Below are 24,285 nucleotides of genomic sequence, written 5' to 3'. Positions count from 1 at the left end.
ACCTTGATCAATTCCGGGGCTTAGTCATGAACAGTGTGTAAGCTACCTTAATGTGTGCTAATGGTCAACGCTTGCAAGATAAGTAAAAGAGCATAGTCAAGTGCCGCCAGAGGTTTATATCACTCAGGGTCCATTTCTGTACTGATTTTGGAAAGCTCATCAAGTACACAGAAGACTTCGCCTAAGTCTTCGCTATATGATGCAATGTAGTTGATTGTGACCACTTGGCGCTCAGGGTTGTCGATTGCAACTTCGCGTATTTTTTCTTTATGGTTTGTCCAGAACTGTCCCATGGTCTTGGGATTGAGTCCCCCTAGGATACCTTCTTTGGTGGCAAAGTAGCGCAGCTCATCTTCATTGTAAAAAAATGAGTTGCTTAAGTTCGATAAACAGAAGTCAAGGAAAAGGAATGAGTTTTCAGTATCCACGTCGGGGTTAAAGCAATAGTCAAACATGTATTGATTCATGATCTTGGCGATGTGGCCGGAGTCACTTGTTCCCGACTCATCATAATAGCCACAGCCCACACCTGAGCCAGTTGGAGGGTGCGAATTGCTTAGTTGATAAATTATGAAGGTCTTGATAGAGGACCGAATTGCAGGCACGCGTTGTTTTAAAGAGTCTATGTCTTGCTTATCCTTGATGCCCCCCCGGGGAAAGTTGTTGCCAGATGGGTTTACAATGGAGCCAAGGAATTCTTCATCGGGAATAGAGTCGGCTTCGGTAATGAAGTTCTTATTGGTGTCTATGTAAGTGCGCTTGAATATTGCAAAGGTTTCTTGAGATATTTCCCGCATACCAAATTTCGCGAGGTTGTTAACTTGGCCGGTTGTGGGTGACTCTGGGTCCTGGTGAACGATGAGTGCCCTCTGCAAATTATATAATTGACCATTGCGGTCCGCAGAGCACTGAAGTCTAAATAGCATCAAGTCGTTCCAACCAAGAATGCCTCTTGTAGGATCGGAAAGGCGTTGTAGAAGTCCTAAGTTCTGATGGCGGTCTTCGCCAAATATTCTATGAGCAATCTCTACTGTGTTTTCCGCTGAGTTGTTCCCTTGGCTTGGTCTTCCAATCCACCCCCTACGGTCTAGTAACAAGAGTAGCGAGAATATCGATCTTTGACGCAATCCTCGATCATGATATTCAATTGAAGGGTAGTAAGGCAAATAGTCCACCAAAGTATTGATGGCATCTTGGGCCACAGTGTCTTTCAATTCGTGCGACTGATTGACCAGGAGTTTCCAAAATTTATCATGCACAATGGCTCCGTTTCTAAGATTTAGTTCATTGGACTCAAGAATGGAGGTAATAGAGGTGCCAGATTGGATTCTGTCCACTGCACGTTGATAGAAAGAAAATGTATCTTTAGGGTCTGGTGTTACGAACCTTACAAGCAGCTTTAGGTAATTTTCTAGATTCCTAAAAGAAGGTTGATTGAAGCAGGCGCGTATGGCCATGGTCGGCTCATCAACCCCATTAAACGAATTTAGCTTTAAGTGGTCGGCATCAAAAAGTTGTTTAATGAGGAATGCTGCTGGGGCTGGTTCTTTTTTTAATTTTTCTTCGAAGCCTTCTGAATTTAAAAATTTTTTCTCTGCATGGCTTCTTTTAACAGAAAAGCTACCTGAGCGCCCATCTGTTTCTTCAGAATAGATCTGTCTAAATAGGCCGGGATAGTTAATGTTTAAAAGTATAAGGTTTATAAGGTCCTGTTTGCTGAAGTCGGTTTGGCCGAGGTCGCTTTTTTCAAGCTGCATCATTAGCATGGCATTAATGAATCGCTTTATTTTTCTCATGTTGCCAATCAAAGGGAGATAGTGAGATGCCATATCTCCATCAAGGATGTCTGCTAATTCATTGAGTATGGAGCCGAGGCTAAGCATTGTGTCGGCCGGGATTAAACGTTGTTCACGTTCCGCACGTTTCCATTCACTACGCAGGAAGTCTCGAATGCTTGAGCTGTCAATAAAGAGGTTTAATTTAACTGTTACAAATTTTTCTATAAAGTTTCTCGCTTTTTCGGCGTTTTCCTGAGTGCCGGTTAGTATCTCGGTATCGTAGCAGAGAATATAAGTAGCCTGCGATAAGTTAAAAGTTCGACGAGTGGCAAATAGCACATTGTTTATAGTGTTTGTGTCTAGGCGATCGAGATCATCGATAACTATTATGACACGTCGCCCTATGTACTTAAGAGCATTGTCAATGTCTTCGAGAAGCTCGTCTGCGCTATCCTGTGATGGGTCTAAAGATAGTTTGAATCCGAGAAAAGAGATGTCCGCTTTTCCTCTTAGTAGCCGAGAGTACCGTGTTGCCACTGGTTTGAATTCAGGAACAAAAACCTTGTGTTGAATAGTCGATGATAGGTCACGAATCAATCTGTCAGTTATGTTAGGCTCTGATGCATATCTTAGCGGTTCGAACCGGCAGACAATAACTTTATCGTCTGCTTCATTCCAGTAACGTTCGGCAAGATTTATAAAGCTTGTTTTGCCGACCCCCCATGCCCCGTCGACCCCAAAGATAAGGCCAGAGTGGGCTCCACTTTCAAGTACCATGCTTGCAAAGGACTCTGCTTGTGACTCGTTTTCTAGTAAGTCTTCTTCTTTGGTTCCGATTTCTTCATCAGCAACGAAATATAGCTGGGAGTGTCTTGCCTTTCTTTTAGAAATGTGATGCCGAATTATTTGCGATAGCATTATAGCGCAAAAGAAGGCGGTTATTGCCGGTGCCCAGTTAGGGTCTAGATTTTTAATTGCTGTATGAAACTTAGCTAGCCAATTGGACGCTAGCTCATTCACCCAAATGCCTATGAATACGGCGAAAAGGATATCTACTCTTAGGCTTTGGACTATACGTAGAGCCGATGTAAGAGCCTTCCGTTTGTGTGCGTATATTATACATAACAATAATGGCAAAAGCATCGGAATAAATATCGGCCATGTTGGCACACTGTTTAGCAGTAGGGAGAAATTAGAGCCCATATAAAATGATGTTCGCCAAACTTCTGCAAGAATAAAGCCGATAGCAGAAGATTTGGCGAATATGAGTAGTTCGGGCATTTTCATATTTTTAGTGGCTGACGCCATTAAGTGCCTCCGGGAGGTGGGTCGTCACAATTCTGTAATGGCTATTAATGATAGCAGTTCCTGATAACGATGTTCATACTACCCTGCCGCTTGAGTGCTGGAAAAATCCTATCGGATTGGATTTAACATTCTCGGTTTCCCTGTCCCTCAGCGCTCTGTCACAAAATGACGCTGACCACCAGCGACAGGAAACCAGGATGTTTCAACGCCTATTCTCGCGGCCCGCTGCTCCGCCGATCGCTGCCGGATACCAGGCCCCTCGATCGGGCGAGGCGCTCCTGGCGACGCCTCGTCGTCAGCAGATGGTCAAGTTGATCTGGGATACGACGTCTCTCACTGAGTCTGTCTTCGACGCCTACCTTCTGGCCCCCATTCGCCGCTATGCGGAATTGGTACAGCTTCTGCCTGCCTCTGAGTCACATCATCATGCATACGCTGGCGGGATGCTCGATCACGCCCTCGAGACGGCTTGCTACGGGCTCAAGCTCCGGCAACGTCATCTTCTGCCGCCTGGCGCGAAAGCCGAGGACCAAAGTTCCGCCGGGGAGCTGTGGAGTGCGGCGATCATCTATGGGGCGCTCATGCATGATGCCGCCAAGGTTCTGGTCGATATCGAAATCCACCTGGATGACGGCACTGAGTGGAGGCTCTGGCATGGAGCCATTCCACGACCTTATCGGGTGAGGTATCGCCCTGGGCGAGACTATCACCTGCATGGTGTGATTAACCCACTGCTTTGTGAGCAAGTTCTTGGCCCAAGGGCTCTCGACTGGCTGATGACACAGCCCCAGCTTTTTGCGCTTCTCATGTACACCATCTCGGGGCACACCGAACGCGGTGGAATCATCGCCGAGTTGGTTCATCAGGCCGACCGCGCGAGCGTCGCTAAGGCGCTGGGGGGCGATCCGATACAAGCACTCGCTGCGCCTTCCGAATCCATTCAGAGGAAGCTCGCCGACGGGCTGCGTTATCTGGTACGTGAGCAATTCAAGATCAATCAGAAGGGCGGCGTGGGGTGGTTGACCGACGATGCCCTGTGGTTAGTGTCGCCGCGGGCCGTGAACGAACTCAAGACACATCTATACAGTCAGGGTATCAAAAGCATTCCGGCAGACCTCAATAGGCTGTACGGCGAGCTGCAAGCTCATGGATTGATCGAAGAAGTGGGAGAGGGGAAGTCAGTCTGGAAAATCGAGATCCAGGACGGCGACTGGCAGCAGGTGTTCAACATGATCAAAGTCTCTCCCACGCTGGTCTGGGGAGTGGAAGGGCGTCCAGCCTCTTTCACGGGAACAGTGACTGTTCAAGGGGCCAGCGCAGATGAGTCCTCCAATGTCCAGGCACCAGACGATAACCTAGAATCCAATATACAACTATCTCAAGAAAAGGTGGGCGGAGAAGACCATTCGGGAATGGCAGCTTCTGGGAAGTTGGATGAAGATATTATGTCTCTGTTTCCTGAAAAAATGGATGAGGGCGATACGAAGACAAGGACTACAACGCATTCAGAGAATGACCATGGATTTTCTTCGAACATGCTCGATAGCATGGAGAATGCCGAAGCTGATAAGGGAGCAGGGCCTCCTTTGGAAGAAGTTGGGGAGTATAAAGAAGATCCCAGTCAGGATGCGTGTTATGGGGTTCAGTTTTGGAAATGGCTGAAAACCGGGTTGGCGGATCATTCTATTCTCATCAACGATACTCAGGCACCGGTTCATGTTGTTGACGGAACCTACTTCCTAGTCAGTCCAGGCATATTCAAGAGTTTCAGTCGTTTGGTGCTTGACGATGAATCTCAGTGGAAGTTTGTCCAAAAACGCTTCCAGAAGTTAGGTGTCCATGTAAGAACGCAGGGAAAAAATATACACACTGTCATCGTCGAAGGTCCAAAAAAATCTCGGGAGCTACAAGGATATTTGATCAAGGATCCCAAGTGTCTTGGCCAAAAGGTTCCTGCAGACAATTGGGCGTTGGCGTTGAAGAAAAAAGAAGAAGGGTAAGGTCCCAAAATGAACGACGTTTCGTTTCTTGAGCTTGTCAGTCGCTATTCTGCAGATCGGCATTTGAGGCCGAAGAGTGTCAGTACCTATACAGGCGTGGTCCGCCTGTTCAGGCGATACTTGGAGGCTGATGCGTATCCCAGCATGGTGACACGAGATATGGTGGTGACTTGGAGAGAGTCGATCGTCCGCTCTGCTTCGAACCCAGAGGGAATTGCGGAATCGAGTTGGAATAATTATGCAAGACATCTAAAAGCACTGTATAGATTTGGTATAAAATATCAACTAATAGCCATCACGAGCAACCCGTTCGAGGAGGTGTCTCTAAAACTACCGAGGAAGCCCAAAAAAACACTGACTACGAGTCAAGTCAAGACCGCGAGAGAAGCGTTGAAAATATGCCGCCGCTATGAATCGGATTATAATGAACCCTCAGTCATGCACCCGGCATGGTTTTGGCAAGTTGTGATGGAGACATTTTATTACACAGGGATAAGGCTAAACCAGTTGTTGTGTATCAAAGTGGCGGAAATAAACCTTCGGGAGCGCGTCTTCGTGGCCTCTGCGGAAGGCTCCAAAAATAATAATGAAATGTCTTTGCCTATCCCAGCCCCGTTATATCCCTACATGAGTGAATTGCTTGTGGCGGCTCATCATGCGGGGTTCAGGAAGGGCGATCAGCTTTATAACGTGAATCGTTTCAGTGAGCGGCATAGGCGGTCGGAAATGGATACGTGGCAGGTCGAGGGTTTTTTCAAGAAGCTCTCGCAGTATAGCGGGGGGAAGATCACGCCGCACCGCTTTCGACACACGCTAGCGACAGAGATGATGCAGAATCCTGAAAAAAATATTCACATGGCTCGCGACATACTCAATCATAAGGATCTGCGGTCGACATTGGAGTATGTGCATCCTGATGTGGAAGCGATGCGAGACTTCCTGGACCAGAGGCGTAGCGCCGACATGTGACGACCCGAAGCCCGCTTGGCGGGCTTCTCCGCTTTTGGCCGAATGATTTCTCTGGTTTTTGGTTGACGGGTGTGGGAGCGTCAGCAATACTTTGACTGTCCCTTGTAGTGCAGTGTCATGTGTTCCTGCGGATAGGACATGGCCTCACTACATGCGTCGACAACTGTGCTTGAGAGCGGCTTGCACTGGTTGGTACTGCTATTGACTTGTAATCAGTAGGTCCCGGGTTCGACTCCTGGTGCCAGCACCAACTAAGCGCCGCCAAATCAAGCGCTTACAGATTTTAAAAGCCGCCTTTAAGGGCGGCTTTTTTGTTGTGCATAGATTCGGTATTGCTCCCATGCTTGTCGGGAGTCGATAGGCCACGTTGACGACCTGCTTGTCATCGTTTCGTTACACGAGCCTGACATTCTCTGTCCTGCACGTGCAGCACCAACCTTCGCACCCGAGCATGTGCCTGCTGACCGGCCTCGAGGGCCGGTCGCCTCGTTTCTGCGACGCCTTTCTGGTGCACTTCTAGCGATGTCCGTCGTGACACACTGACAATGACGACCTATCCAGCGGTCAGCGGGATATGCGGGTTAAGGTTGTCATTGAGGGTGTTCGGGTCGAAGTCGGCCATGCGATTGAGAGCCTCAAAATCGAGCAGGCGGATATTGCGTCTCGATCGCTGTATCAGTCCTCGGTTGGCCATTTCCACCAGGGTGCGGCTGACGTGGACGGAACTCATGCCCAGCAGCATGCTGAACTGCCGCTGCAACAGCGGCAGGTCGAAACTGTCGCCCGAGGTTTCTTCGATGCGCTGCAAGCGGTGGTGTACCTCGAGGACGAAGTGGGCAATGCGCGACGCGGCATCGTGACTCAGGACATTGACCATGCGCTGAGTGATCAAGCCCTCCTGTCGTGCGGCGGAGGCCTGCAAGGCCCAGGCCAGCCTGGCGGAACGGCGCATCAATCTGGGCAGCCGATCGATCGGGAAGGGGCTGACCACGCCGTCGGTCAACATCACCGCCGTCGTCGAGTGATCATGGTAGGTGAGATCGCGCAGCCCCATGATGTCGCCGGGTAGAAAGAGGTCGAGAATCTGGCGCGATCCGTCCGCCGAACACTGGCTGGTGTAGGCCCAGCCTTCGCAAAGGGTGTAGAGCTGATCCGGGGTGGTTCGCGATTCCCAGAGCACCGTGCCCTTGGCAACCGGTCGAGGGCTGGCCTCGAGCTCGGCGAGCAGGGCGTGATCGCGTTTCGAAAGGCTGAGGTGATGGCCGATGTTCCTGGCCATGTAGCGTTCCTGTGCAGGCATGGCACGACTCCTTGTGCGCTGCCGGCCGGGAGTGGTGATGTGTTCGAACCCGAACGGCACGACGTAAAGACGGATCCCGTATGGCGATCCGTGGGTTCTCATCACTTCCTCTGTGATATTGACACCGTGGCAAGGTTTACCGGGTTCGGCAAGCAGGAAAATGTTACCGACCCTTGCCCGCAGCCTCCCGAAATATTCTTGGCTTTGCGCCTGCCGAGACGCCCCGGCGGTGTTTGCCTTTATCGCCACAAGCCGCCTGGTTGTCGATGTCACCTGCGAGATTCGGCTATCAGCTGGCCTTGTCGAGGCCCGGATATTGCTCCGATTCGTCGTGAATTAACCTGTGTTGAATAAACGACCCGCTCCGATCTGTTAGTAATGTTGGGTGACATCGTTCATAGGGGGCAGGGGCGAAGGGTGGCGTCGCTGCTTGCCGCCCTTCGTCGTCACCGCTACTGGAACAAGTGGGACAGGCACGGGTTGATGCGATCCGTGAATTTCTCGGGTCGAAAATCGGAAATCTTGGAGAGTGTCTCCAGGTCGTTGATCAAGAAGCTCTGGCGCTGGCGGGTGATCAGGCCGCGATCGGCCAGCTCACTCATGGTGCGGCTGACATGGACTTCGCTCATGCCCAGCAGCATGGCCAGTTGGCGCTGTGTCAGCGGCATCATGAAAGCGTTGCCGGTGGCCTCCCCGATGCGGGTGAGACGGTAATAGATTTCCAGCGCAAAGTGGCCAAGACGCGAGCAGGCATCGTTACTGAGCACGTTCACCAGGCGCTCCGTGATCACTCCCTGCTGACGTGCGGCCGAGGCGTGCAGACCGAGCGCCAGTCGCGGCGACTTGGTGAACAGGTCCTCGAGACGCACGGTGGGAAACGGGCAGATAACGCCGTCGGTGAGCATCGTCGCGGTCGTGTAGTGCGTCACCGAGGTGGCGTCGCGCAGGCCCATGACGTCGCCGGGGAGGAAGATGTCGATGACCTGCTGGGCGCCGTTCTCGGAGCAGTGGAAGGCATAGGCCCACCCGGAGCGCAGGGTATAGAGCTGGGTGGGCGTGTCCTGGGCTTCCCAGAGCACCGTGCCTTTCTCGACCTGACGCGGGTCCTTCTCCAGATCCTTGAGCAAGGCGATGTCGGAGTCGCGCAGATTGACGTGATGACCGAGGTTCTTGGTGACACAGCTTACCGGTTCCTGCATGTCCACATCCTTGTGTCGTCAGTATCGGGGTGAAGGAAGCTTGGCTGTTGCACAGCGATATCCGCCTGGTTTTGCGAGCGAAGCTCTGAATTTACTAGAGCCGCCGTCCAAAAGGGAGATCCGACACGAAAGATCACGTGCCGCAAGCGGCGAACTCATTGGCAGTGCCGTAGTCGACAAGGCAAGGCGGATGTGGCCCAGGCCCAGGGTTGGTTCTCCGCAACCCGCTCCGCTACGTTTATTCAGGTATCAACCACGCAATTCAGGGAGGATGACGTGAGTGACACGGATCTAGGCATGATGGACGCCGGTAGTCTGGTCGAGCTCTTTCGCTCGGGGAAGGCTTCCCCGTTGGAGGCGACCCGCGCCGCGCTGGATCGCATCGACCGCTTCAACGACAAGGTCAACGCCTATGTCCACGTGGACCGGGAGGGCGCCGAAAAGGCGGCTCGCGCCTCGGCTCGTCGCTGGGGCCAGGGCCAGCCATTGAGTGATATCGATGGCGTGCCGGCTTCGCTGAAGGACCTGACCAATGTCGCCGGCATGCCGGCCCGCGAGGGCTCGCTCACGGTGCCGGATACGCTCTGCGAGTCGGATGCCCCCCCGGCGGCCCGGCTGCGCGAGGCCGGTGCCGTACTGCTGGGCAAGACCAACACCCCCGAATTCGGCTGGAAGGCGGTCACCGACAATCGCGTCTACGGGGCTACCTGCAATCCGTGGGATACCCGTCTGACCCCCGGCGGCTCCTCGGGCGGCGCCGCCGCGGCGGCCTCGCTCAACATGGGCGTCTTGCACCAGGGTGGCGACTCGGGCGGCTCGATTCGCATTCCCGCCGCCTTTACCGGGGTTTTCGGGTTCAAGCCGACCTTCGGCTGGACGCCGCAGTGGCCACCGGCCCAGGAACCCTCGCTGTCGCATATCGGCCCGCTGACACGCACCGTGCGGGATTCCGTGCGCATGCTCAACGTGATCGGCCGTTACGACTACCGTGATCCCTACGCGACACGTGGCCAGCCGGAAGATTGGGGGGCCGATCTCGATCAGGACCTGCGCGGGCTGCGCATTGCCTACTCGCCGACGCTGGGCTATGCCGATGTCGATCCGCAGATTGCCGAGCGCGTCCGCGAAGCGGCCCTGCGTCTCGAGGAACTCGGTGCCGAGATCGTCGAGATCGAGCCCGGCTTCGAATCGCCGATCGATATCTTCCGCAAGCTATGGTTCACCGCCTCGCTGGAGCTGTGGTCACAGTGCAGCGAGAAGCAGCGTCAGCAGCTCGATCCCGGCCTGGTCGCCAATGCTCGGCATGCCGAGTCATGGAGCGCTGTCGAGTTGTTCCGCGCGCAGGCCGATCGCGCCCGGCTGGCCGAGCAGCTCGAGCACTTCAATCAGGACTATCATCTGCTGATGACGCCATCGGTGCCGCTCGAACCCTTCGAGATCAATCATGAGGTGCCGCCAGGCAGCAACATGCGCGACTGGGAGGAGTGGGCACCGTTCTCCTATCCCTTCAACCTCAGTCAGCAACCGGCGGCGTCGATTCCCTGCGGGTTCACCGCTTCCGGGCTGCCGGTGGGCTTCCAGTTGGCGGGCGGCAAGTTCGACGATGTTCGCGTATTGCGCGCCTGTCACGCCTACATGGAAGCACACCCGGCGCGCCATCCAGCGGTGCCCGATCCGGCCCAGTACGGTTGATTGTCGCGCGGTTGCAGCGGGGCGCAGCGGTGAGACGCCACCGCGCCCTAGCATGGCAGAGGCCGGGTGTCCTCCTGCCGGCGAGCAGCCAAAGACGCCTTTCATTTATCGATCGAAAGCAAGGAGGAGCATTCGATGATCGTTCGTGACCATAAGGATGCCGAGCAGACCGCCGTCGACGAGGACAAGTTCATCAGCCGCCGCTACACGTTGCGCGCCGATGGCATGGGTCACTCGCTGCACGAGACCTACATCAAGCCCGGCGAGGCCCTGCACATGTGGTACAAGAACCACAAGGAATCGGTGATCTGCATCGAGGGCGAGGGCCAGATCGAGGACCTGACCGAAGGCGGCAAGTGGGACCTCAAGCCTGGTGTCATGTACGCGCTCGACAAGCACCAGAAGCACATTCTCAGCAGCGAGAAGGGCATGACGGTGCTTTGCGTATTCACTCCGTCGCTGGTCGGTCCGGAAGATCACGACGCGGAAGGCAGTTACCCGCTGTACGACGATGACGGGACGCTGATCAAGCACTGAGCGTCGTGGGGAAGAAAAAAGTTACTCAAAACTTGTACAGAGGGGTTTGATTGTCTAGGCTTTGGGTAAGCGGCAATCAGGACGATTGTCCAGGCAAGCAAGGACGCTCAGGCCATGGATGGCCGGCGGGGCAGGCAAGGCACGTTCACGACAGGAGTCATGATCGCCAAGGATGCCCGCGAGCGACCCTCAACGTTTGGCCCCGTACCCCCTGCGGGGCTTTCTTTTGCGCGTCTCATCCTGCCAGGAAGCGTGCTACGGAATATGCCGTGCGACGTCGGCAATCGTTGGTTCGGCATTTGAGTAGAGGCAAAAGTGTGGCATCTTTGACGCCCCTCGATGGCGCAGCGACGCATCGTGGTCACGTCAGGGCAGCCAAGGAGAGTGTAGTGTGATGACGGAGCTCGACCTGGAAGAGGCCAAGCTCGCCCTCAGCGATGCGGATGCCTATCTCCGGTTGGCGAATGCCATGAGCGAGGCGGGCATGTCGTCGGTGACGCCCGGGTACCTGCGCAACCTCGCCGAGGAATTGCGCCGTGAAGGCGACGACGAAGCCTGATCACCGGTGCTTGTCGTTTCATTGACGAGCCAGTAACATTCAACCCGCGCCGACGTAGCTCAGCTGGTAGAGCAACGCACTCGTAATGCGTAGGTCGGTGGTTCGAGTCCACTCGTCGGCACCAGTGAAAACAGAGGGTTGGCGGCAATTCCGCCGCCCTTCTGTATCCCTCTCTCCCCCTATTTGGCACACTCTTGGTACTTCCGCGAGAGTGAACTCATGGCCACATTTCAGAAGCGCTCAGGCTCCTGGCGAGCCATCGTCCGCAAGAAGGGCTACCCCCAAGTCAGCGCCACGTTCGACACCAAGGCGCAGGCCGAGCGGTGGGCGAAGCAGATCGAGACCGAGATGGCACAGTCCCGGTTCATCGACACGCGGGAAGCCGATGCCCTGACGATCGCCGCCGCCCTGGAGCGATATGAACGCGAGATATCGGTGCACAAGAAGAGCTACCGCAACGAGCGTTCACGCCTGGCGATCCTGAAGCGTGACCTGGGCAACTACACACTGACCTCTCTACGGTCATCGGACGTCGCCGCCTACCGTGATCAGCGTCTGGAGGTGGCGTCGGGCTCTACCGTGAGGCGCGACCTGGCGCTGTTATCCCACCTGTACACGATCGCGCTCAAGGAATGGGGCATGCCCGTCGACAACCCCTGCGCGAAGATCCGCAAGCCGAAGCTCAACAACGATCGCGAGCAGCGCGTCAGCGATGCGGAGCTTGGTCGAATCCTCCAGGCGGCACGAGAGCGGCATGCCGAGCTGGCCAGCCTGATCACCCTCGCCGTCGAGAGCGGGATGCGCCGGTCGGAGATCCTGGAACTGAGGCGGGAGAATGTGAAGGGGAGCGTGGCCTATCTGGCCGACACGAAAAACGGCAGCGCTAGAGCGGTGCCGCTATCGAGCGTAGCGCGCGCGGCGATCGGAGAGCTGCCGTCGCGACTCGACGGCCGGCTGTTCTCGCTGCGCCCTGATACCGTCACGCACTACTTCGCCAAGTGCTGCAAGGATGCCGGCGTCGCCGGCCTGCGCTTTCACGATCTGCGTCATGAGGCGACGTCGCGATTCTTTGAGCGAGGCCTGAACATCATGGAGGTGGCCGCGATCACCGGCCACAAGGATCTTCGTATGCTCAGGCGCTATACCCACCTCAACCCCTCAGCGCTTGCGGAGAAACTGGGGTAGAACGCGGCCGCCCTGGACCACGGCGCGGCGCCGGTGCCGCCGCCCCGTCCTCCAACTGATCCAGCCACGTCATCACCGTTGACCGACGCCAGGCCCACAGCCGGCCCATCTTGAAGCGGCCAGGCGGCAGCATGTCGCTGTCGCGTTGAATCGCGTTGCTGATCGCCTGCTGGGTCTTGCCCAGCAGCTTGGCCAGGTCGGTCGCGTACAGGATTTCGCTTCGTTCTTCCATCTTGATGGTCTCCTGGTTACGCCTGGCGGGAACGCCAGCGGTTCACTCGGTTGCGGATCTGGCGGAACTTGGCCGCTGCCCGCGGGTTGCTGTCGAGATCGGCGCGGCTCTGGATCTGACAGGCTGCGCAGAGCCAGTCGCGGGCGTCCTGCGCGTTGTGGGTGCCATCGGGTAGGTCCTCTTCGCTGATGCCGAACTTATGCCTTCGCCGGCGATCAAGGAACAGCCCGAACACGGGATCCTGGCAGAGCATGGCGGCGGCCCTGGCCACTGGGCCGCCCTTGGGTTGTTGGTCGCTCATTCGGCCCCGTCCTTCGCCTCTCGGCGCAGGCGGGTGATCATTTCGCGAGCCCCTGAGCGGCTCAGCATCAGGGACCACTCGAGACCCAGCGCCTTCATTTCCTTCTCGCGATGGGCGAGGCTGGTTTCGGGCGTGTCGTCGAGGATTTTTCCCAATGCCGGAACTGTCTTGGAGAGCGGCGTCCCGTAGCCATTGCAAAGCCGCTCTATGCGCTCCACATGCGCCGCCAGCGCATCGCGCTCGTTGCGCAACCGCTCGTTCTCGGCAATGAGTTTCTCCGCTTCCTCACGAATGCGTGCAAAGCTATGCCTCATGCGCTTGCCGCCTTCACGGATAATATCGCTCATGACTCGCTCTCCCGGGCTTGTCGCTGCCGCTGGGCATCGCGTAGTCGCTTGGCATTGCGACGCTCGCGGCGCATCTGGGCGGCTCGGATTCGTGCCTGGTGGTCGCGAGGTGGCCGCGTGGCCACCTTTGCTCTTTTGTGGTTGATGGTCTGGCTGTCGGCGCTATGCGAGAGCACGGCCATCATGGTGGGAAGCAGCAGGTTCACTGATCACCTCCCTCTGCCGAACGGTCATGCTCGATCGCCTTGGTCGGATCCATGCCCTGCCAGGCGGGCCAGCTGCGGCTTTCGTTCTCGGTCAGCTTGGCCACGATCGCCTCGGTGACGGCGATGCTCGAGTAACTGCCGCCGGCGTAGGCGGAACGCCACGCGCCGTCCATCGCCAGGAGGATGACGTCGACCCACTCGGTGACGTCGAAGGGGGCGGCCTCGATCTCGCGCAGCTCCTTGCGGATGTGGTCGATGACCATCTCGGTGCGCATGCCGGGGCCGAATGTTCTGGCGGAGAACTTGCGTTGCCGCTCGATGATCGACGGCAGGCTCTTGGTCCCGGGGTCCTGTTGCCGCGCTTCGTGGCGCATTAGCAGGGCGGCGTTCAGTGACTTGTGGGAGATCTCGCGACACTCCTCGAGATCCTCCCGCAGCTTGGTGTTGTGGGCCCGGGTGCGTTCGAGCTGCGACAGGGTTTCCTCGAGCTGCTCGCGCAGGACGATAACCTCGTCGCACAGTTCTTGGTATGTCTTGTTCATCGACGTGCCCTCATCTCCCGGATGCCCTGGCACTCGATGCAGGTGTGTGCCCCGGGCGCGGCCTCGCGGCGGGCGGCGGGGATCTCTTCGCCGCAGTCCACACACTCGGCGCGGGCCATATCGACGCCGATCCAGACGGGGCGGTTGGCCAGCGCGCCGGCGAGGTGGCGTTCGCTGATCTCGGCGGCGATGTCGGCGTTGTCAGCCATGGGCGGTGTCCTCCTGTGGCATCGCGGGGGCGTAGACGACGCGGAAGCCGCGGCGCCAGTAACTGAGCCAGATGAGCCAGGCGACCGCGCGGCGGACGTCCCGCCCGGCGCGGGCGGCGACGCCCTGGCTGCGGTCGATATGCTGGTGGACGCGCCCGGCCGGGTCGCGCACCAGGTAGAGCCGGTCACTCATGGCTCAGCTCCTGGATGCGATCGCTGTCGCGGTAGGCGCAGCGGTGTTCGTCGATCGCGCGGCGCAGGTCCTCTTCGCTGGCGAAGGCGACGACCATCGCGTAGCGGTGGCGGGTCGGCTCGTTCGAGTCACTGAGCACGGCGACCTCGCCGGCGTCCTGCAGGGTGCCGCGGGGGATGGCGTTTTGGTGGTTATGCATGGTTCCTCCTGGTTGCGATCAGATGCCCTCGGGCCAGAACTCGGCCGGCTCGGGCTCCGGTGCGGGGATGTGAATGCCGCGCCTGGCCAGCTCTTCGCGGGCTTTCGCGTCGTGCTGGAGTCGCTGGCGTGATTGGGCCTGGAGCATTCGCTCCTCGAAGGTCACGTCATCGAGTTGGGCGCGCACTTCGTCGCTCGCGCGCCACTCGTCGTATCGCCGAACCTGTTCGGCGAGGACCTCCGGCGGGGGTGTGCGGGGGGTGATGTCGACCCCCGTACAGTTATTGACACAAGTCCAAGGGGCCCCGGCTTCGCCGGCGCCCGAGGTGCCCGCCGCGAGCGATTGCCGGGGGCGGATCTCCCAGCGGTACAGCCGGGTGAGGTATTCGGCCTGGCGGCCGCGCGGGTCGGTGACGACCAGCCCCCAGGTCGCGGTGACCGGCTCGCCGTAGCGGCCCCGGGCGGTGATGTCCTGGCTTTCCTCGCCGGTGGCGTGGCTGACCCCGGCGCGGCCGGTGTCGAGCCGCTCGACGCGCCACGGCTTGAGGGGGCGTTCCTTCCGCGGCCGGTTGGGCCCGCCCATCAGGCGGACGAAGCGGTCCCACTCGCCGGCGTTGGCCGCCTGGCGGATCTCGCGCAGCGTCTCGGCCACGCGCGGGGCCGGGCGGGTGGCTTCTTCCCAGCGTTTGAGCTGGTCCTCCTGCTTCTCGGTCAGCCGGCGCACCTCGCGCCACACTGTCACCGAGGGCAGGCCGACGAACTGAAACTGCCTGATTCCCCACGTCGCGGCCCAGGCCTCGATGCGCGGGGCGCTGTCGTTCATCGAGCGGCCGTAGTGGTCGGCGTCCATGAACTGTTCGCCGTTGATGTTCTTCGAGATGTACTTCGCGACGTAGCCCGTCGCCGTGCCGCGGCTGTAATCGATCGCCTTGGCATCGAAGCGGGCGTTGGTCTTGCCGTTGCGGTCGAACAGCTCCTCGGGGGACTCGGCCTCGGCGTATTCACGCAGGGTCTCGGTCACGCGGGCTTCGTCGCCCGGCTTCATCCAGACGAGCAGATGCCAGTGGGGCGTGCCGTCGTGGTGGGGCTCCGCCACGCGGATGCCGTAGATCGCCAGCCCCTCGCGGGCCAGCTTGGCGCGGGCCTGCGCCCACAGCTTCTGCAGGTGCTGCTGGGCCTCGCGGGGTGTCGAACCGTCGTATTTCGGGTTGCGGCGGCAGCGATACCGCTTGCCCTTGCCGGTGCGGTTGGCGATGACCGGGTGGAATCGGCTCGGCGTGGTGATCGTGTAGAACATCCCGACATGGCCGAGATGGCGGGCCTCGGCTTCGGTATCGCGGATCCGCAGCATCAGCTCCGCGCGCCGGTGGTCCGGGTTGGCCAGGCCCAGCTCGGCGAGTTCCGCCAGCGTGTAGACCTGACCGTCCTGGTTGATCGCCTCGATGGTTTCCAGCAGGGCGCGGTTGCGCACCTTCTGGCTGCGGCGGCGGTAAATCGTCATGTCGCTGCAGTAGATGCCGGCCTGGGCGTGCACGCGGTGCGCCTCGCGCTGAATCTGCTCGATCCGGCGCCCGGCGGTGACGCGCAGCTTGCGCCGCCACCACTTGGCATCGCACAGGCGGCCGATCTGCTCGCCAAGTGGCGCCTTGGGATCGGGCGGCTGGATGCCGTGGGCGCGGGCACGCTCGCGGGCGCGGCGCACGGTGAGCGCATCGGCGACCGACTGGCTCATCACCGGCGCGCGGTGCCAGCGGAACACCGCCATCAGCGGGATGCCGGCGGGCGGCGGGGTGAGCGGATTGCGCGCCCGGGCGATCAGCTCCGCCATGTGGCGGTGCTGGGCGGATACGCTCTTGCCGCGCGGCCGGGGCAGTGCCGCCGGGGGCGGCAGCAGGCCCAGGCGCAGGCGACGGTTGTGCTCATTGATGCCGGCGAGGCGCCTGCCGCGCTCGTCCTCGATGGCGCGGGCCTGCGCGGCGGCGTAGGCGACCAGGGCATCGTCGTCATGGGTGGCGTTCAGCCCGCCCAGGACGAGGCGCTGTTCGACCTCGGTCAGCCAACGGTTGGCCGACTGGATGCCCTCGATGGTGGTCGGCTCGCGGCGGCGCAGGGCCTTCGCGCCACGCTCGAGATCGGTGGCGATCGAGGCGAAGCGGCGGTAGACGTGCCCCGGCTCGATCAGATCGCTGGCCTGCCGACGCAGCCAGCGGTTGCCGGCGGCGTTGCCGTAGCGCTTGGCGACGTGGACGAAGCCGGCGGCGAGATCCTCGGCAAGGCTGGGCAGCCGGTCGAAGAACTCGGCCTGACGCCAGCGCCGGCAGTCCGCCGTGCCGTAGGCGCGGGATTGCTCGAGGGCCGTCATGCTTCGCCGTCCCTCTCGATGCTCTTGTAGCCCGCCAGGCGCACCGGCGAGATGGCATCGGCCAGGGCATTGGCACAGGCACGCAGCGCCCGGGCCTCGACCGGGTCGTGGGTTTCCGTGTACCTGGCGAGGTTCCGGCAGGACCGGACCCGCTGGTCCAGATCGTCCGCGATCTGCTCGACGGCCCGCTTGGCGGGCGTGTCTTTCATCAGGCTCATCACGCCTCCTCGTTTCGCAGAACGCCGTTGCTCCTGGCCTCGGCCTCGATCTGGTCGGCGAGCTGGCAAATGCGCTGTTCGACGTCGCGGGCCCAGCCGTCGGTGACTCGGTCGTTGGCCATCGCGTAATCGGTCGCCAGGGTGCGCAGGTTCGTGACCGCCAGAACGGTCGTCGTCTCGAGAGAGAGCGCCATCACGCCACCCCCCGCTCGATCAGCGACAGCCAGTGCAGGGCGGCCTCGGTGTTGCCCTCGGCCAGGGCCTGGCGGGCGTGGGCGGCAAGGTCGCGGCTGGGGTGGGGGCGCTCGCCCTCGAGGCGCTCGCGCAGGCGGCGGGCGTAGCCGCTCATGCGGACGATCGCGGCGCGGATGGCGTCGCGGTCGGGCTTGGCCATCTCGTCGAGAGGACGAACGGCCGCCGCGCGATCGAGCCGGGCGCTACCCAGGATGACGCGACGCTCATCGATGGCGAGATCGGCCCACAACGCGGCGAGGTCACGATCCTCGGCGCGGGCGTGGAGTTCGGCGCGCAGCGCGCCCCACTCCCCGCGGTCGGGTTCGACCGCGGGGCTGGCGTGGCTGGGCGTGGGTAGATGGTGAATCGAGGCCATGGCGGCACCTCCGAAACGTCGGCTTGCGATGAAACGAACGGGCGGTCAGCGCTGGATGACGAGCAGCCGGCCGGTTTCCTTGTTGGCGGTGGCGAGGCGCTGCGACTGCAGCAGGTTCAACAGGTCGGCGACGGTGAGCAGCACGCGCTGGCCACGGCCGGTGTTGAGGATCAGGCCCTGCGTGGTAGTGGCGTCGAGCTCGATGGTCGCGAGTTTGTTGAGGCTATCGAGATCGGCGTAAGCCAGGCCGGCGGCGTTTTCCGCCGCGCGCTCGGGCATGTCGTGGTTGACCATCAGGTCCTCGATGCAGCCATCGAGCAGGTAGTCGCGGCGCGGGGTGCGGCCGACGTAGCGCCACAGGTGCGCGGTGGCGAGGTTCTCCGGCTGGAGGTGCGGGGCGCGGGCCTTGGCGATCGGGGTGACGGTAGCGGTGTTCATGGTTTCAGTTCCTAGTAATGGCGCCCCTCTGTCGGGGGCTGTTTTCGGGATTGACGGTTCAGTGGCCCATCACCAACTGCTCGAGCATCGCCTTGCGGCTGCCCGGGTCGAGGGGGATGCGCACGCCGGGGGCGGGCCGCAGGCTGGGCGAGAGCGAGATCGCGCATTCGACGTAGAACTTGCCGCCCCAGCCGCACTCGGGGTTGATGCACTGCGCATAGACTTCGTAGAGCACCGGCGAGGGCCGCTTGCTGGTTCGTGTGATGGTGCGATCGGCGCAGTGGGGGCAAAGAATCCTCACCGAGATACTCCTGACTTGATGGGATAGAGGGCTCGGCCTCGGCCCGTGAGACCCTGCGCGCCCTTGCGCAGGCGGCGGCGGATCAGCCACTCGATGGCCTGCTCGCGGGTTTCGAGCCCTTCCTGTTGGCGTACCTGCTCGATCAGGTATTCCAGTTGGGCGTCGGCGTTGAGTCGCTCTTCGGGCATGGGGACTCCTTGAGGTCCTGAAAAAGGCCTCGGTTCAACCGGCCTGCTGGCTGACACTGGTGGTGTCGAGGTCCGCGATGCCGAGCGTTTCGAGGGCCTCCTTGAGCACCAACTGGCGCAGCAGGGCGGCACGCTCGATGCCGGTGTAGTCGACCAGCGCATCGATCAGGCGGGCCTCGTACTTATCGAGATTGATGGCGCCGTAACGGCTGCGAACGCGTTTCGGGTCCTGGTACATGACGGTTTTCCTTATCGAGTGATCAGGAAGCAGCGTTGTGACGGTTCATTTGCTCCAGGCCGCGCAGGGCGAGAAGCCGCACGGTGGCCGACAGCGACCGGCTCTCGGCGCGAGCGACGGACTGAAACTTCTCGCGCTCTTCGGGGGTGACTTGCGTCATCACCTGGCAACTGACGCCGTTAGGCGAACGGGTGACGGGGGCCGTGGTGGACATGTGTTAATCTCCTTTGTGGAATTACCGGCAATTCGATTAAGAGGTTTGAGCAATGGCTGAGCGCGTTCCCTTCGATCCTTTCAACAGCCCCGAGCAAGCGGCCCAAGACGTGGTGCTGGAGCTATGCCGCACCGGAGCCTTCGGCGTTGGAAGCGGGCAAAACCTGATGGGCCGAGATGACGGCGAAGACCTGGCCGAAGCGGTCAGCGCGTTTCATGAGAAGCTGACGGCTTACTACAAGAGCCTGAAGTCGCGTTGATCACCGACAGGCCCGCCACCAGCGCGGTCGCGATCTCGGTAGCGCGTGTTTCCAGGTCACCGGCTTTGGTGCCACTTTTCGCCAGCTCCCCGACCGCATGGGCGAGCGTCTGGCTGGCGACGCCCCGCTGTGAATGCGGCAGGTAAACCAGTGCGGATGGCTCTTGGTGATTGTGCTGCGGCATGAGTAGACCTCTTTTGGTTACTCTAAATTGTCTTACGGATACTAAGGTAATCGAATGATGGTTCTGAAAAGCGAACCTGTCAAGAGGGTGGTACTCGCAAGATGACTCTTGGGTCCAGATTACGAGAGGAGCGTGAGCGCGTAGGGATGACCCAGACGGCCCTGGCGGCCCGGGGTGGTGTTGCGAAGAACACCCAAATTCTTTACGAGACTGACCGACGCAGCCCCAAGGCTGATTACCTTCAGGCTGTAGCTGAGGCAGGTATCGACCCCGCTTACGTCCTAACTGGCCAACGTTTGGTGTCGCAGAGTGCTACACCAATGACGGCCTCCCGCCTCGATGACGGCGCCATTCTGAGTGGTGCCGATGCAGAGGCCGAGGACGTGACCCTGGTGCACCTCTACGACGTGGAGGGGGCGGCGGGTGACGGTCGCTCGCTCGAGGGCGAGCCGATCGCCGGAGTGATTCGCTTCGACACCGAGACGCTCAAGATCATGGGGATCCCGACCGCCAATCTGGCGGGGGTGAAGGTGCGCGGGGATTCGATGGAAGGGTCGCTCAACGATGGCGACTGGGTCCTGATCAACCGGGGCGACCAGGACGTGCGTCAGGATGGGGTGTTCCTGCTGCTGGTGAGTGGCGAGCGGCGCATCAAGCGCGTGCAGCGCCTGGCGGGCGGGGCGCTCTACCTGATCAGCGACAATGACCGGTACCAGCCGGAGATGATCCGGCCCCAGGACATGCACGACGTGCGGGTGCTGGGCCGCTGCGTGGTGCGGATCGGGCCGATCGCGTAGCTGTAGAACTGTAGAGCCGTAGAACCGCACGCACGGTTCTATGGGATGAATAAGGGCGGACCACCGCCCAGTTAACAGCAGGGGGCATCATGAAGGATCTGTTGGCAGCGCTGATCATGATTTTAGCGCTTGTGGGTGTCTGGTACTGGATCGCCAAGCGGTTGCAAAACAGCGGTCGTGGTTTCGTGCTTCGCCATCTGGCGGGTAGCGTGTGTGGTTTCGGGGCATTGTTCGTTATCGGGATCGTCCTCGCCGCTGTCGGTCTCCTTGAGCCTAGCGAGTCTTCCCAGGCGCCAGCGGATGGCGAGGAGTCCGAGGTGGCGGGGTCCTCCACGTCGAATGGTTCCGTAGACTCCGACCTGTCATCGCTCTACACGGTCCTCAGTGACGACTACCTCGGGAACATGAAGCGGACGGTGGAAGTCGAGTTGGACGATCGAATTACCCGCGACCAACTGACCCAGATAGCCAAGGCTATCCGTGCCGACCAAACGCACGACACCGAACGGACGTTCATCGGCTACCGGCTCGCGGAACAGCAGGGCGGTGGCACTTACTGGGCGACCACTCACTACAACCCCGACCTCGCTGTCCAAATCCTGGGTAGCACCATTGATCAGCAAGCGGAGATTGAAGCCAGCGATACCGGCCCGAAACAGTTCGCTTCTATTAAAGCCGCGTTCGAGCAATTCCAAGATTACCCGCCGGGAAATGGACATTTTGAACTGGTCGGGAATAACCCCCTTCATATCCGGGTTTCTCCCGATGTTTTCGATGCGGATCCCAGCGATGTCATCCATGATTCGACCTGGCGTGCCGCTTTCTATGGCGTATTCACTACCTTCGTGCATACCGATGCGGAGCGAGTGATCGTCGACGCTATTCCGCTGGAGAATCAGGAGGTAGGAGACGAGCACCCCGAGCCTATTGACGCGCAACGTATCTCGCTCGACATGACACGCGACGATGCAATATCTGTCGTTCGTGAGTTGATGGGATTCGATTCGGTGGACCAGGTCAAAGAGCCGACCCAGTATGGTTACCAGTGGAGTGGGGGGTTCCAGTCGTACTACTATGACAACCTCGATGCCTTCGCAGAAGCTGTCAGCCCATACTGCAGCGGCAGCTGTTCATAGCTCGTAGTATCTGATGAAAGTCACTTATCTCGGGCCGCTGCGCCTTGGCGGCGGCCACGCGGCATTGGCTGATGTGCCGGTCAGCGACCTGCCGGCGAGCTGTTACGTGGTGGAAGTGAGCGAGGACGCCGGTGTCGACGGCGAGATCATCGAGGGCGACGTGCTGATCGTCGACGAGGCGTTGCCGGCGCAGCACGGCGACCTGGTGCTGATTGGCGAGGACTGCGAGCTTTATCTCTACCGGAGCCACCGGATCGGCGGCGGGATGCGGATGCTGCCGATGGGCGGCGGTGAAGGGTGCTTTGCCCGGCGTGTGGATTGCCGGGGCGTGGTGGTGCGATGGGCGAGGCAGGAGCTGGCCGAATTCTGATAAGAAATTACGATAACGCGACAAGGGGAATCATCATGAAACCTATCCCAAAAGCACTGGTTGTCTTTGCCTTTCTGGCGCTATCTGGTGCGAGTATCGTATATGCGCAGTCAGGCGACGATGTTTCTACTGGATTAGAAACTGCCAAGGCTTTGACTGCGGAGTCGTTCAAGAGCGCAGCCGAAAGCGTGTTTTCTCCGTCAATTTTGGAAAGTGTCGAATACGATACTGGTCAGGGCTCCATCACCTTTCAGGCGCCCAAAGTGCTGCCCGATTATTTCGAGTCTGGCGATAAGGTTAACAAGATAATCGCCATCGACTCCGCCCGCCTGTTTAGACACCTGCCGTCGTTGGAAAGTCTCTCCCTGAGAATTCCGGTTGGCGGAGATGACGTGCAGGCGACTTTGCCTCGCCAAGCGGTTGAAGAGTTCTATGGGGTTCGCTTTTCTGAGCTACATAATGACATGAATGCGTGGCGAGAAGACTTCAGTTCCAAGTACGATAACAAGGCATCTAGGAAAAAGTTCGTCGAAGAATTTTTCTAATTCGACACCGCTGGAGAAATTTCGACCTGAGACATAGGTCATTGCGTTGTCAACATTAAATATAGCGTTCTCAAGGCCACGCTTATCTTTAGGCACTTGCCATAACCAAAACGAGGATTGTTCAATGAGTTCAACTGAAAAATTTACAGTCGGTGATACCGTGAAGCTTAAGTCGGGTGGCCCAATTATGACTGTACGTAACTATAACAGGCCTAATAAACTTTATACGTGTCAATGGTTCGCAGGAAAAAAATTAGAGATGGGGCATTTTCCTGAAGACTCTCTTGAGCTGACTGAGAAAGCAGAATGAAGCCAGCGGATGTGGCGGCTTGGATGCTTGCCGAACTAGAGCGTCAAGATTGCCTCTACCAGGACGATGTTGTCGATTACCTGGTAAGGGGAAAGGCAGAACATCTTTTGCGAGAAAACGCGGATGGAAACCTGGTGATCGGTCGAAGCGTTTTGACTGCATTCCAGCGCCTGACTGAGACGAATGTCGTCTGGGTGAGGCCTGATCGGTATTGGCGTTTTCGCGTGCCAGAAGATGAGCCTGGAAGAGAAGCACGAGGCTAAAAAAGGGTATCCGGATTAAGTGTTTGAAGGGGCCTTCTAGCCCCTCCAAGTGCTTAGTCCGGCCAGAAGGTTGATAGATCGACGCCGAAGTTCTTCTCTTGCTCCGGCAGTCCCATGCTGTAGGTCATGGTAGCCCTGCCCAGGAATGGGGATACCCTGGTCTGTGGCGACTTCTTCTTGTGCTTGGTATTCAGGCAGGTGGAGGGCATTGTCTGTCAGACTGGTCACGCGACCCCCTTACCGTTCCAGCTTGCTTGACAGCGATAAAGCGTTAAGACCTCGACGGCGAAGGATTCGTGTAATATCCGCCCATACCCCCGCGGGGATTGGGCGATCACCGCTCATCCACTGGCGCACACGGCGGGCATCACCAATGCCTAGATCACGAGCCAGGTCAGTTTGCCAGCGCTCTCCGTAAAGAGCCTGACCTGCCTCAGACAGCTCAGCCGGGCCACAAGCCTTGGCCTTGTCTGCGGCGGCCATCCACTGGTAGTAGCCGAGCCAGAAAGGCCCCTGGTCTTCAATCTTCACGCCACCCTTTGGATCAGATAGATCATCAGGGAGGCGGCTGACGAGCCGGTCCAAATCTTCGCCAGCGTATTTAGCTGTAGGTGAGCGCATCACCTTGGCCAGGCCGGTCGCAGGCTGAACAAGTATGACGTCAATCATCTCTGGCTCAGCGCCGTCGGGAAGGGCGCAGCGCGTGATCTGGCCGAGGGTGTACATGGTTTCAGGATTCATGATTGCCTCTGGGAATTTGTAAGCCCCGGCGCTGGGCCGGGGCGGCGGGGTTTAGTGTTCGACGCACTCAGGGACATCTGCTGCGTCGGCACCATCTTCCCACCAGCGCTCGACTTGCTCTCGCTGCTCGAGGCTGACTTCGAAAGCCACCAGACCCTTGATGTCTCCATCCGTCCCGACCTCGCTTGCCGCATCCTTCATTGCCTGCTCAGCAGTCTGTGCGTCCCAGGCTCCCCAATATGAGCCATTCGCGAAAATAGCGTAGAGCGTGTTTTCGATAGCGCCGCCGTTATACATTTTTCAGCTCCTTGTCGTTTCTTGGCAGTGAGTCTCGCAAAACCCCGGCGCGCGCCGGG

At 59.0% G+C, this 24,285-nt stretch carries 34 protein-coding genes, 2 tRNA genes and 1 pseudogene; 14 read left to right on the top strand and 23 right to left on the bottom strand.

What is annotated here, in order from left to right:
• Window positions 1-119 precede the first annotated feature (119 nt).
• Complete coding sequence (locus KGR00_RS18975) at window positions 120-3,086, bottom strand: KAP family NTPase (RefSeq protein WP_224418755.1); 2,967 nt, start codon at window positions 3,084-3,086, stop codon at window positions 120-122.
• A 197-nt stretch (window positions 3,087-3,283) separates the two neighbouring features.
• Between KGR00_RS18975 and mobH the strand changes: the two genes are divergently transcribed.
• The 3 genes from mobH to KGR00_RS18960 all read left to right on the top strand — a co-directional run bounded on the left by mobH (window position 3,284) and on the right by KGR00_RS18960 (window position 6,305).
• Window positions 3,284-5,086, top strand: coding sequence for a MobH family relaxase (gene mobH, locus KGR00_RS18970; RefSeq protein WP_224418756.1), 1,803 nt, complete (start codon window positions 3,284-3,286; stop codon window positions 5,084-5,086).
• A gap of 9 nt (window positions 5,087-5,095) precedes the next feature.
• On the top strand, window positions 5,096-6,055 hold the full coding sequence (locus KGR00_RS18965; RefSeq protein ID WP_224418757.1) for a site-specific integrase: 960 nt from the start codon (window positions 5,096-5,098) through the stop codon (window positions 6,053-6,055).
• Window positions 6,056-6,233: 178 nt separating this feature from the next.
• A tRNA-Thr gene (locus KGR00_RS18960) sits at window positions 6,234-6,305 on the top strand.
• A gap of 303 nt (window positions 6,306-6,608) precedes the next feature.
• On the opposite strand, the gene KGR00_RS18955 is transcribed toward KGR00_RS18960, so the two are convergent.
• Entirely contained in the window at window positions 6,609-7,355 is a 747-nt protein-coding gene (locus KGR00_RS18955) for a Crp/Fnr family transcriptional regulator (protein ID WP_162500865.1), read from the bottom strand.
• A gap of 452 nt (window positions 7,356-7,807) precedes the next feature.
• The gene (locus tag KGR00_RS18950) at window positions 7,808-8,554 is read right to left on the bottom strand and encodes a Crp/Fnr family transcriptional regulator (RefSeq protein ID WP_129140474.1); all 747 of its coding nucleotides are present in this window, start codon (window positions 8,552-8,554) and stop codon (window positions 7,808-7,810) included.
• A gap of 276 nt (window positions 8,555-8,830) precedes the next feature.
• Between KGR00_RS18950 and KGR00_RS18945 the strand changes: the two genes are divergently transcribed.
• The 5 genes from KGR00_RS18945 to KGR00_RS18925 all read left to right on the top strand — a co-directional run bounded on the left by KGR00_RS18945 (window position 8,831) and on the right by KGR00_RS18925 (window position 12,527).
• Window positions 8,831-10,246 carry an amidase gene (locus KGR00_RS18945; RefSeq protein ID WP_224418759.1) on the top strand — a complete coding sequence of 472 codons (1,416 nt, stop codon included), beginning with the start codon at window positions 8,831-8,833 and terminating at the stop codon, window positions 10,244-10,246.
• Window positions 10,247-10,381: 135 nt separating this feature from the next.
• Complete coding sequence (locus KGR00_RS18940) at window positions 10,382-10,783, top strand: ectoine synthase (protein WP_129140473.1); 402 nt, start codon at window positions 10,382-10,384, stop codon at window positions 10,781-10,783.
• Between the two features lie 394 nt (window positions 10,784-11,177).
• The gene (locus KGR00_RS18935) at window positions 11,178-11,342 is read left to right on the top strand and encodes a hypothetical protein (RefSeq protein WP_162500864.1); all 165 of its coding nucleotides are present in this window, start codon (window positions 11,178-11,180) and stop codon (window positions 11,340-11,342) included.
• A gap of 48 nt (window positions 11,343-11,390) precedes the next feature.
• A tRNA-Thr gene (locus KGR00_RS18930) sits at window positions 11,391-11,466 on the top strand.
• Between the two features lie 95 nt (window positions 11,467-11,561).
• The gene (locus KGR00_RS18925; RefSeq protein WP_224424511.1) at window positions 11,562-12,527 is read left to right on the top strand and encodes a site-specific integrase; all 966 of its coding nucleotides are present in this window, start codon (window positions 11,562-11,564) and stop codon (window positions 12,525-12,527) included.
• Here KGR00_RS18925 and KGR00_RS18920 read toward each other — a convergent pair.
• From KGR00_RS18920 to KGR00_RS18840, 17 genes are read right to left on the bottom strand one after another with little or no spacing between them, the layout of a single operon-like run.
• Window positions 12,493-12,759 carry a hypothetical protein gene (locus tag KGR00_RS18920; protein ID WP_224424510.1) on the bottom strand — a complete coding sequence of 89 codons (267 nt, stop codon included), beginning with the start codon at window positions 12,757-12,759 and terminating at the stop codon, window positions 12,493-12,495. The two genes, KGR00_RS18925 and KGR00_RS18920, sit on opposite strands and share 35 nt — an antisense overlap.
• A 16-nt stretch (window positions 12,760-12,775) precedes the next feature.
• On the bottom strand, window positions 12,776-13,060 hold the full coding sequence (locus KGR00_RS18915) for a hypothetical protein (protein ID WP_224424509.1): 285 nt from the start codon (window positions 13,058-13,060) through the stop codon (window positions 12,776-12,778).
• The gene (locus tag KGR00_RS18910) at window positions 13,057-13,407 is read right to left on the bottom strand and encodes a hypothetical protein (protein WP_224424508.1); all 351 of its coding nucleotides are present in this window, start codon (window positions 13,405-13,407) and stop codon (window positions 13,057-13,059) included. The genes KGR00_RS18915 and KGR00_RS18910 overlap by 4 nt, the downstream gene beginning before the upstream one ends.
• Window positions 13,404-13,613, bottom strand: coding sequence for a hypothetical protein (locus KGR00_RS18905; protein WP_224424507.1), 210 nt, complete (start codon window positions 13,611-13,613; stop codon window positions 13,404-13,406). Before KGR00_RS18905 ends, KGR00_RS18910 begins: the two co-directional genes overlap by 4 nt.
• Window positions 13,610-14,155 carry a dATP/dGTP pyrophosphohydrolase domain-containing protein gene (locus tag KGR00_RS18900; RefSeq protein ID WP_224424506.1) on the bottom strand — a complete coding sequence of 182 codons (546 nt, stop codon included), beginning with the start codon at window positions 14,153-14,155 and terminating at the stop codon, window positions 13,610-13,612. Before KGR00_RS18900 ends, KGR00_RS18905 begins: the two co-directional genes overlap by 4 nt.
• A complete protein-coding gene (locus KGR00_RS18895) occupies window positions 14,152-14,364 on the bottom strand; it encodes a TraR/DksA family transcriptional regulator (RefSeq protein WP_224424505.1) in 213 nt (70 codons plus the stop codon). The genes KGR00_RS18900 and KGR00_RS18895 overlap by 4 nt, the downstream gene beginning before the upstream one ends.
• Window positions 14,357-14,557, bottom strand: coding sequence for a hypothetical protein (locus KGR00_RS18890; RefSeq protein WP_224424504.1), 201 nt, complete (start codon window positions 14,555-14,557; stop codon window positions 14,357-14,359). Before KGR00_RS18890 ends, KGR00_RS18895 begins: the two co-directional genes overlap by 8 nt.
• On the bottom strand, window positions 14,550-14,756 hold the full coding sequence (locus KGR00_RS18885; protein WP_224424503.1) for a hypothetical protein: 207 nt from the start codon (window positions 14,754-14,756) through the stop codon (window positions 14,550-14,552). The genes KGR00_RS18890 and KGR00_RS18885 overlap by 8 nt, the downstream gene beginning before the upstream one ends.
• Window positions 14,757-14,774: 18 nt before the next feature.
• Window positions 14,775-17,117 (bottom strand): replication endonuclease, encoded by a 2,343-nt coding sequence (locus KGR00_RS18880; protein ID WP_224424502.1) that lies wholly within the window; start codon window positions 17,115-17,117, stop codon window positions 14,775-14,777.
• Complete coding sequence (locus KGR00_RS18875) at window positions 17,114-17,335, bottom strand: hypothetical protein (protein WP_224424501.1); 222 nt, start codon at window positions 17,333-17,335, stop codon at window positions 17,114-17,116. Before KGR00_RS18875 ends, KGR00_RS18880 begins: the two co-directional genes overlap by 4 nt.
• Window positions 17,335-17,529, bottom strand: a complete 195-nt coding sequence (locus KGR00_RS18870) for a hypothetical protein (RefSeq protein WP_224424500.1) — start codon at window positions 17,527-17,529, stop codon at window positions 17,335-17,337. The genes KGR00_RS18875 and KGR00_RS18870 overlap by 1 nt, the downstream gene beginning before the upstream one ends.
• On the bottom strand, window positions 17,529-17,945 hold the full coding sequence (locus KGR00_RS18865) for a hypothetical protein (protein WP_224424499.1): 417 nt from the start codon (window positions 17,943-17,945) through the stop codon (window positions 17,529-17,531). Before KGR00_RS18865 ends, KGR00_RS18870 begins: the two co-directional genes overlap by 1 nt.
• 45 nt (window positions 17,946-17,990) lie before the next feature.
• Window positions 17,991-18,383: a hypothetical protein gene (locus tag KGR00_RS18860; RefSeq protein WP_224424498.1), complete on the bottom strand. Its 393-nt coding sequence runs from the start codon at window positions 18,381-18,383 to the stop codon at window positions 17,991-17,993.
• A gap of 58 nt (window positions 18,384-18,441) precedes the next feature.
• Window positions 18,442-18,684, bottom strand: coding sequence for an ogr/Delta-like zinc finger family protein (locus KGR00_RS18855; protein ID WP_224424497.1), 243 nt, complete (start codon window positions 18,682-18,684; stop codon window positions 18,442-18,444).
• Window positions 18,681-18,872: a hypothetical protein gene (locus tag KGR00_RS18850; protein ID WP_224424496.1), complete on the bottom strand. Its 192-nt coding sequence runs from the start codon at window positions 18,870-18,872 to the stop codon at window positions 18,681-18,683. Before KGR00_RS18850 ends, KGR00_RS18855 begins: the two co-directional genes overlap by 4 nt.
• A 34-nt stretch (window positions 18,873-18,906) precedes the next feature.
• Window positions 18,907-19,110, bottom strand: coding sequence for a hypothetical protein (locus tag KGR00_RS18845; RefSeq protein ID WP_224424495.1), 204 nt, complete (start codon window positions 19,108-19,110; stop codon window positions 18,907-18,909).
• Window positions 19,111-19,132: 22 nt separating this feature from the next.
• Window positions 19,133-19,324, bottom strand: coding sequence for a hypothetical protein (locus KGR00_RS18840; protein WP_224424494.1), 192 nt, complete (start codon window positions 19,322-19,324; stop codon window positions 19,133-19,135).
• A 52-nt stretch (window positions 19,325-19,376) separates the two neighbouring features.
• Between KGR00_RS18840 and KGR00_RS18835 the strand changes: the two genes are divergently transcribed.
• The 6 genes from KGR00_RS18835 (at window position 19,377) to KGR00_RS18805 (ending at window position 22,925) form a co-directional block, all read left to right on the top strand.
• The gene (locus KGR00_RS18835) at window positions 19,377-19,583 is read left to right on the top strand and encodes a hypothetical protein (RefSeq protein WP_224424493.1); all 207 of its coding nucleotides are present in this window, start codon (window positions 19,377-19,379) and stop codon (window positions 19,581-19,583) included.
• Between the two features lie 504 nt (window positions 19,584-20,087).
• Entirely contained in the window at window positions 20,088-20,564 is a 477-nt protein-coding gene (locus KGR00_RS18825) for a S24 family peptidase (protein WP_224424518.1), read from the top strand.
• A gap of 89 nt (window positions 20,565-20,653) precedes the next feature.
• Complete coding sequence (locus tag KGR00_RS18820) at window positions 20,654-21,700, top strand: hypothetical protein (protein ID WP_224424492.1); 1,047 nt, start codon at window positions 20,654-20,656, stop codon at window positions 21,698-21,700.
• Between the two features lie 13 nt (window positions 21,701-21,713).
• Complete coding sequence (locus tag KGR00_RS18815) at window positions 21,714-22,070, top strand: hypothetical protein (RefSeq protein ID WP_224424491.1); 357 nt, start codon at window positions 21,714-21,716, stop codon at window positions 22,068-22,070.
• A 35-nt stretch (window positions 22,071-22,105) separates the two neighbouring features.
• Window positions 22,106-22,615, top strand: coding sequence for a hypothetical protein (locus KGR00_RS18810; RefSeq protein ID WP_224424490.1), 510 nt, complete (start codon window positions 22,106-22,108; stop codon window positions 22,613-22,615).
• A gap of 124 nt (window positions 22,616-22,739) precedes the next feature.
• On the top strand, window positions 22,740-22,925 hold the full coding sequence (locus KGR00_RS18805; protein ID WP_224424489.1) for a DUF2158 domain-containing protein: 186 nt from the start codon (window positions 22,740-22,742) through the stop codon (window positions 22,923-22,925).
• Between the two features lie 316 nt (window positions 22,926-23,241).
• On the opposite strand, the pseudogene KGR00_RS18800 reads toward KGR00_RS18805, so the two are convergent.
• The 3 genes and pseudogenes from KGR00_RS18800 to KGR00_RS18790 all read right to left on the bottom strand — a co-directional run.
• Window positions 23,242-23,376, bottom strand: a pseudogene (locus KGR00_RS18800) (ISL3 family transposase); the annotation flags it as partial.
• Window positions 23,377-23,425: 49 nt separating this feature from the next.
• A complete protein-coding gene (locus KGR00_RS18795) occupies window positions 23,426-23,929 on the bottom strand; it encodes a hypothetical protein (protein ID WP_224424488.1) in 504 nt (167 codons plus the stop codon).
• Window positions 23,930-23,980: 51 nt separating this feature from the next.
• Entirely contained in the window at window positions 23,981-24,226 is a 246-nt protein-coding gene (locus tag KGR00_RS18790; protein WP_224424487.1) for a hypothetical protein, read from the bottom strand.
• Between the last annotated feature and the right edge of the window lie 59 nt (window positions 24,227-24,285).

It is taken from the genome of Modicisalibacter sp. MOD 31.J, assembly GCF_020147985.1.
Classification (GTDB): Bacteria; Pseudomonadota; Gammaproteobacteria; order Pseudomonadales; family Halomonadaceae; genus Modicisalibacter; species Modicisalibacter coralii.
Note: the sequence above shows the minus strand (reverse complement) of the source record. Positions and strands in the feature narration are given on the sequence as shown.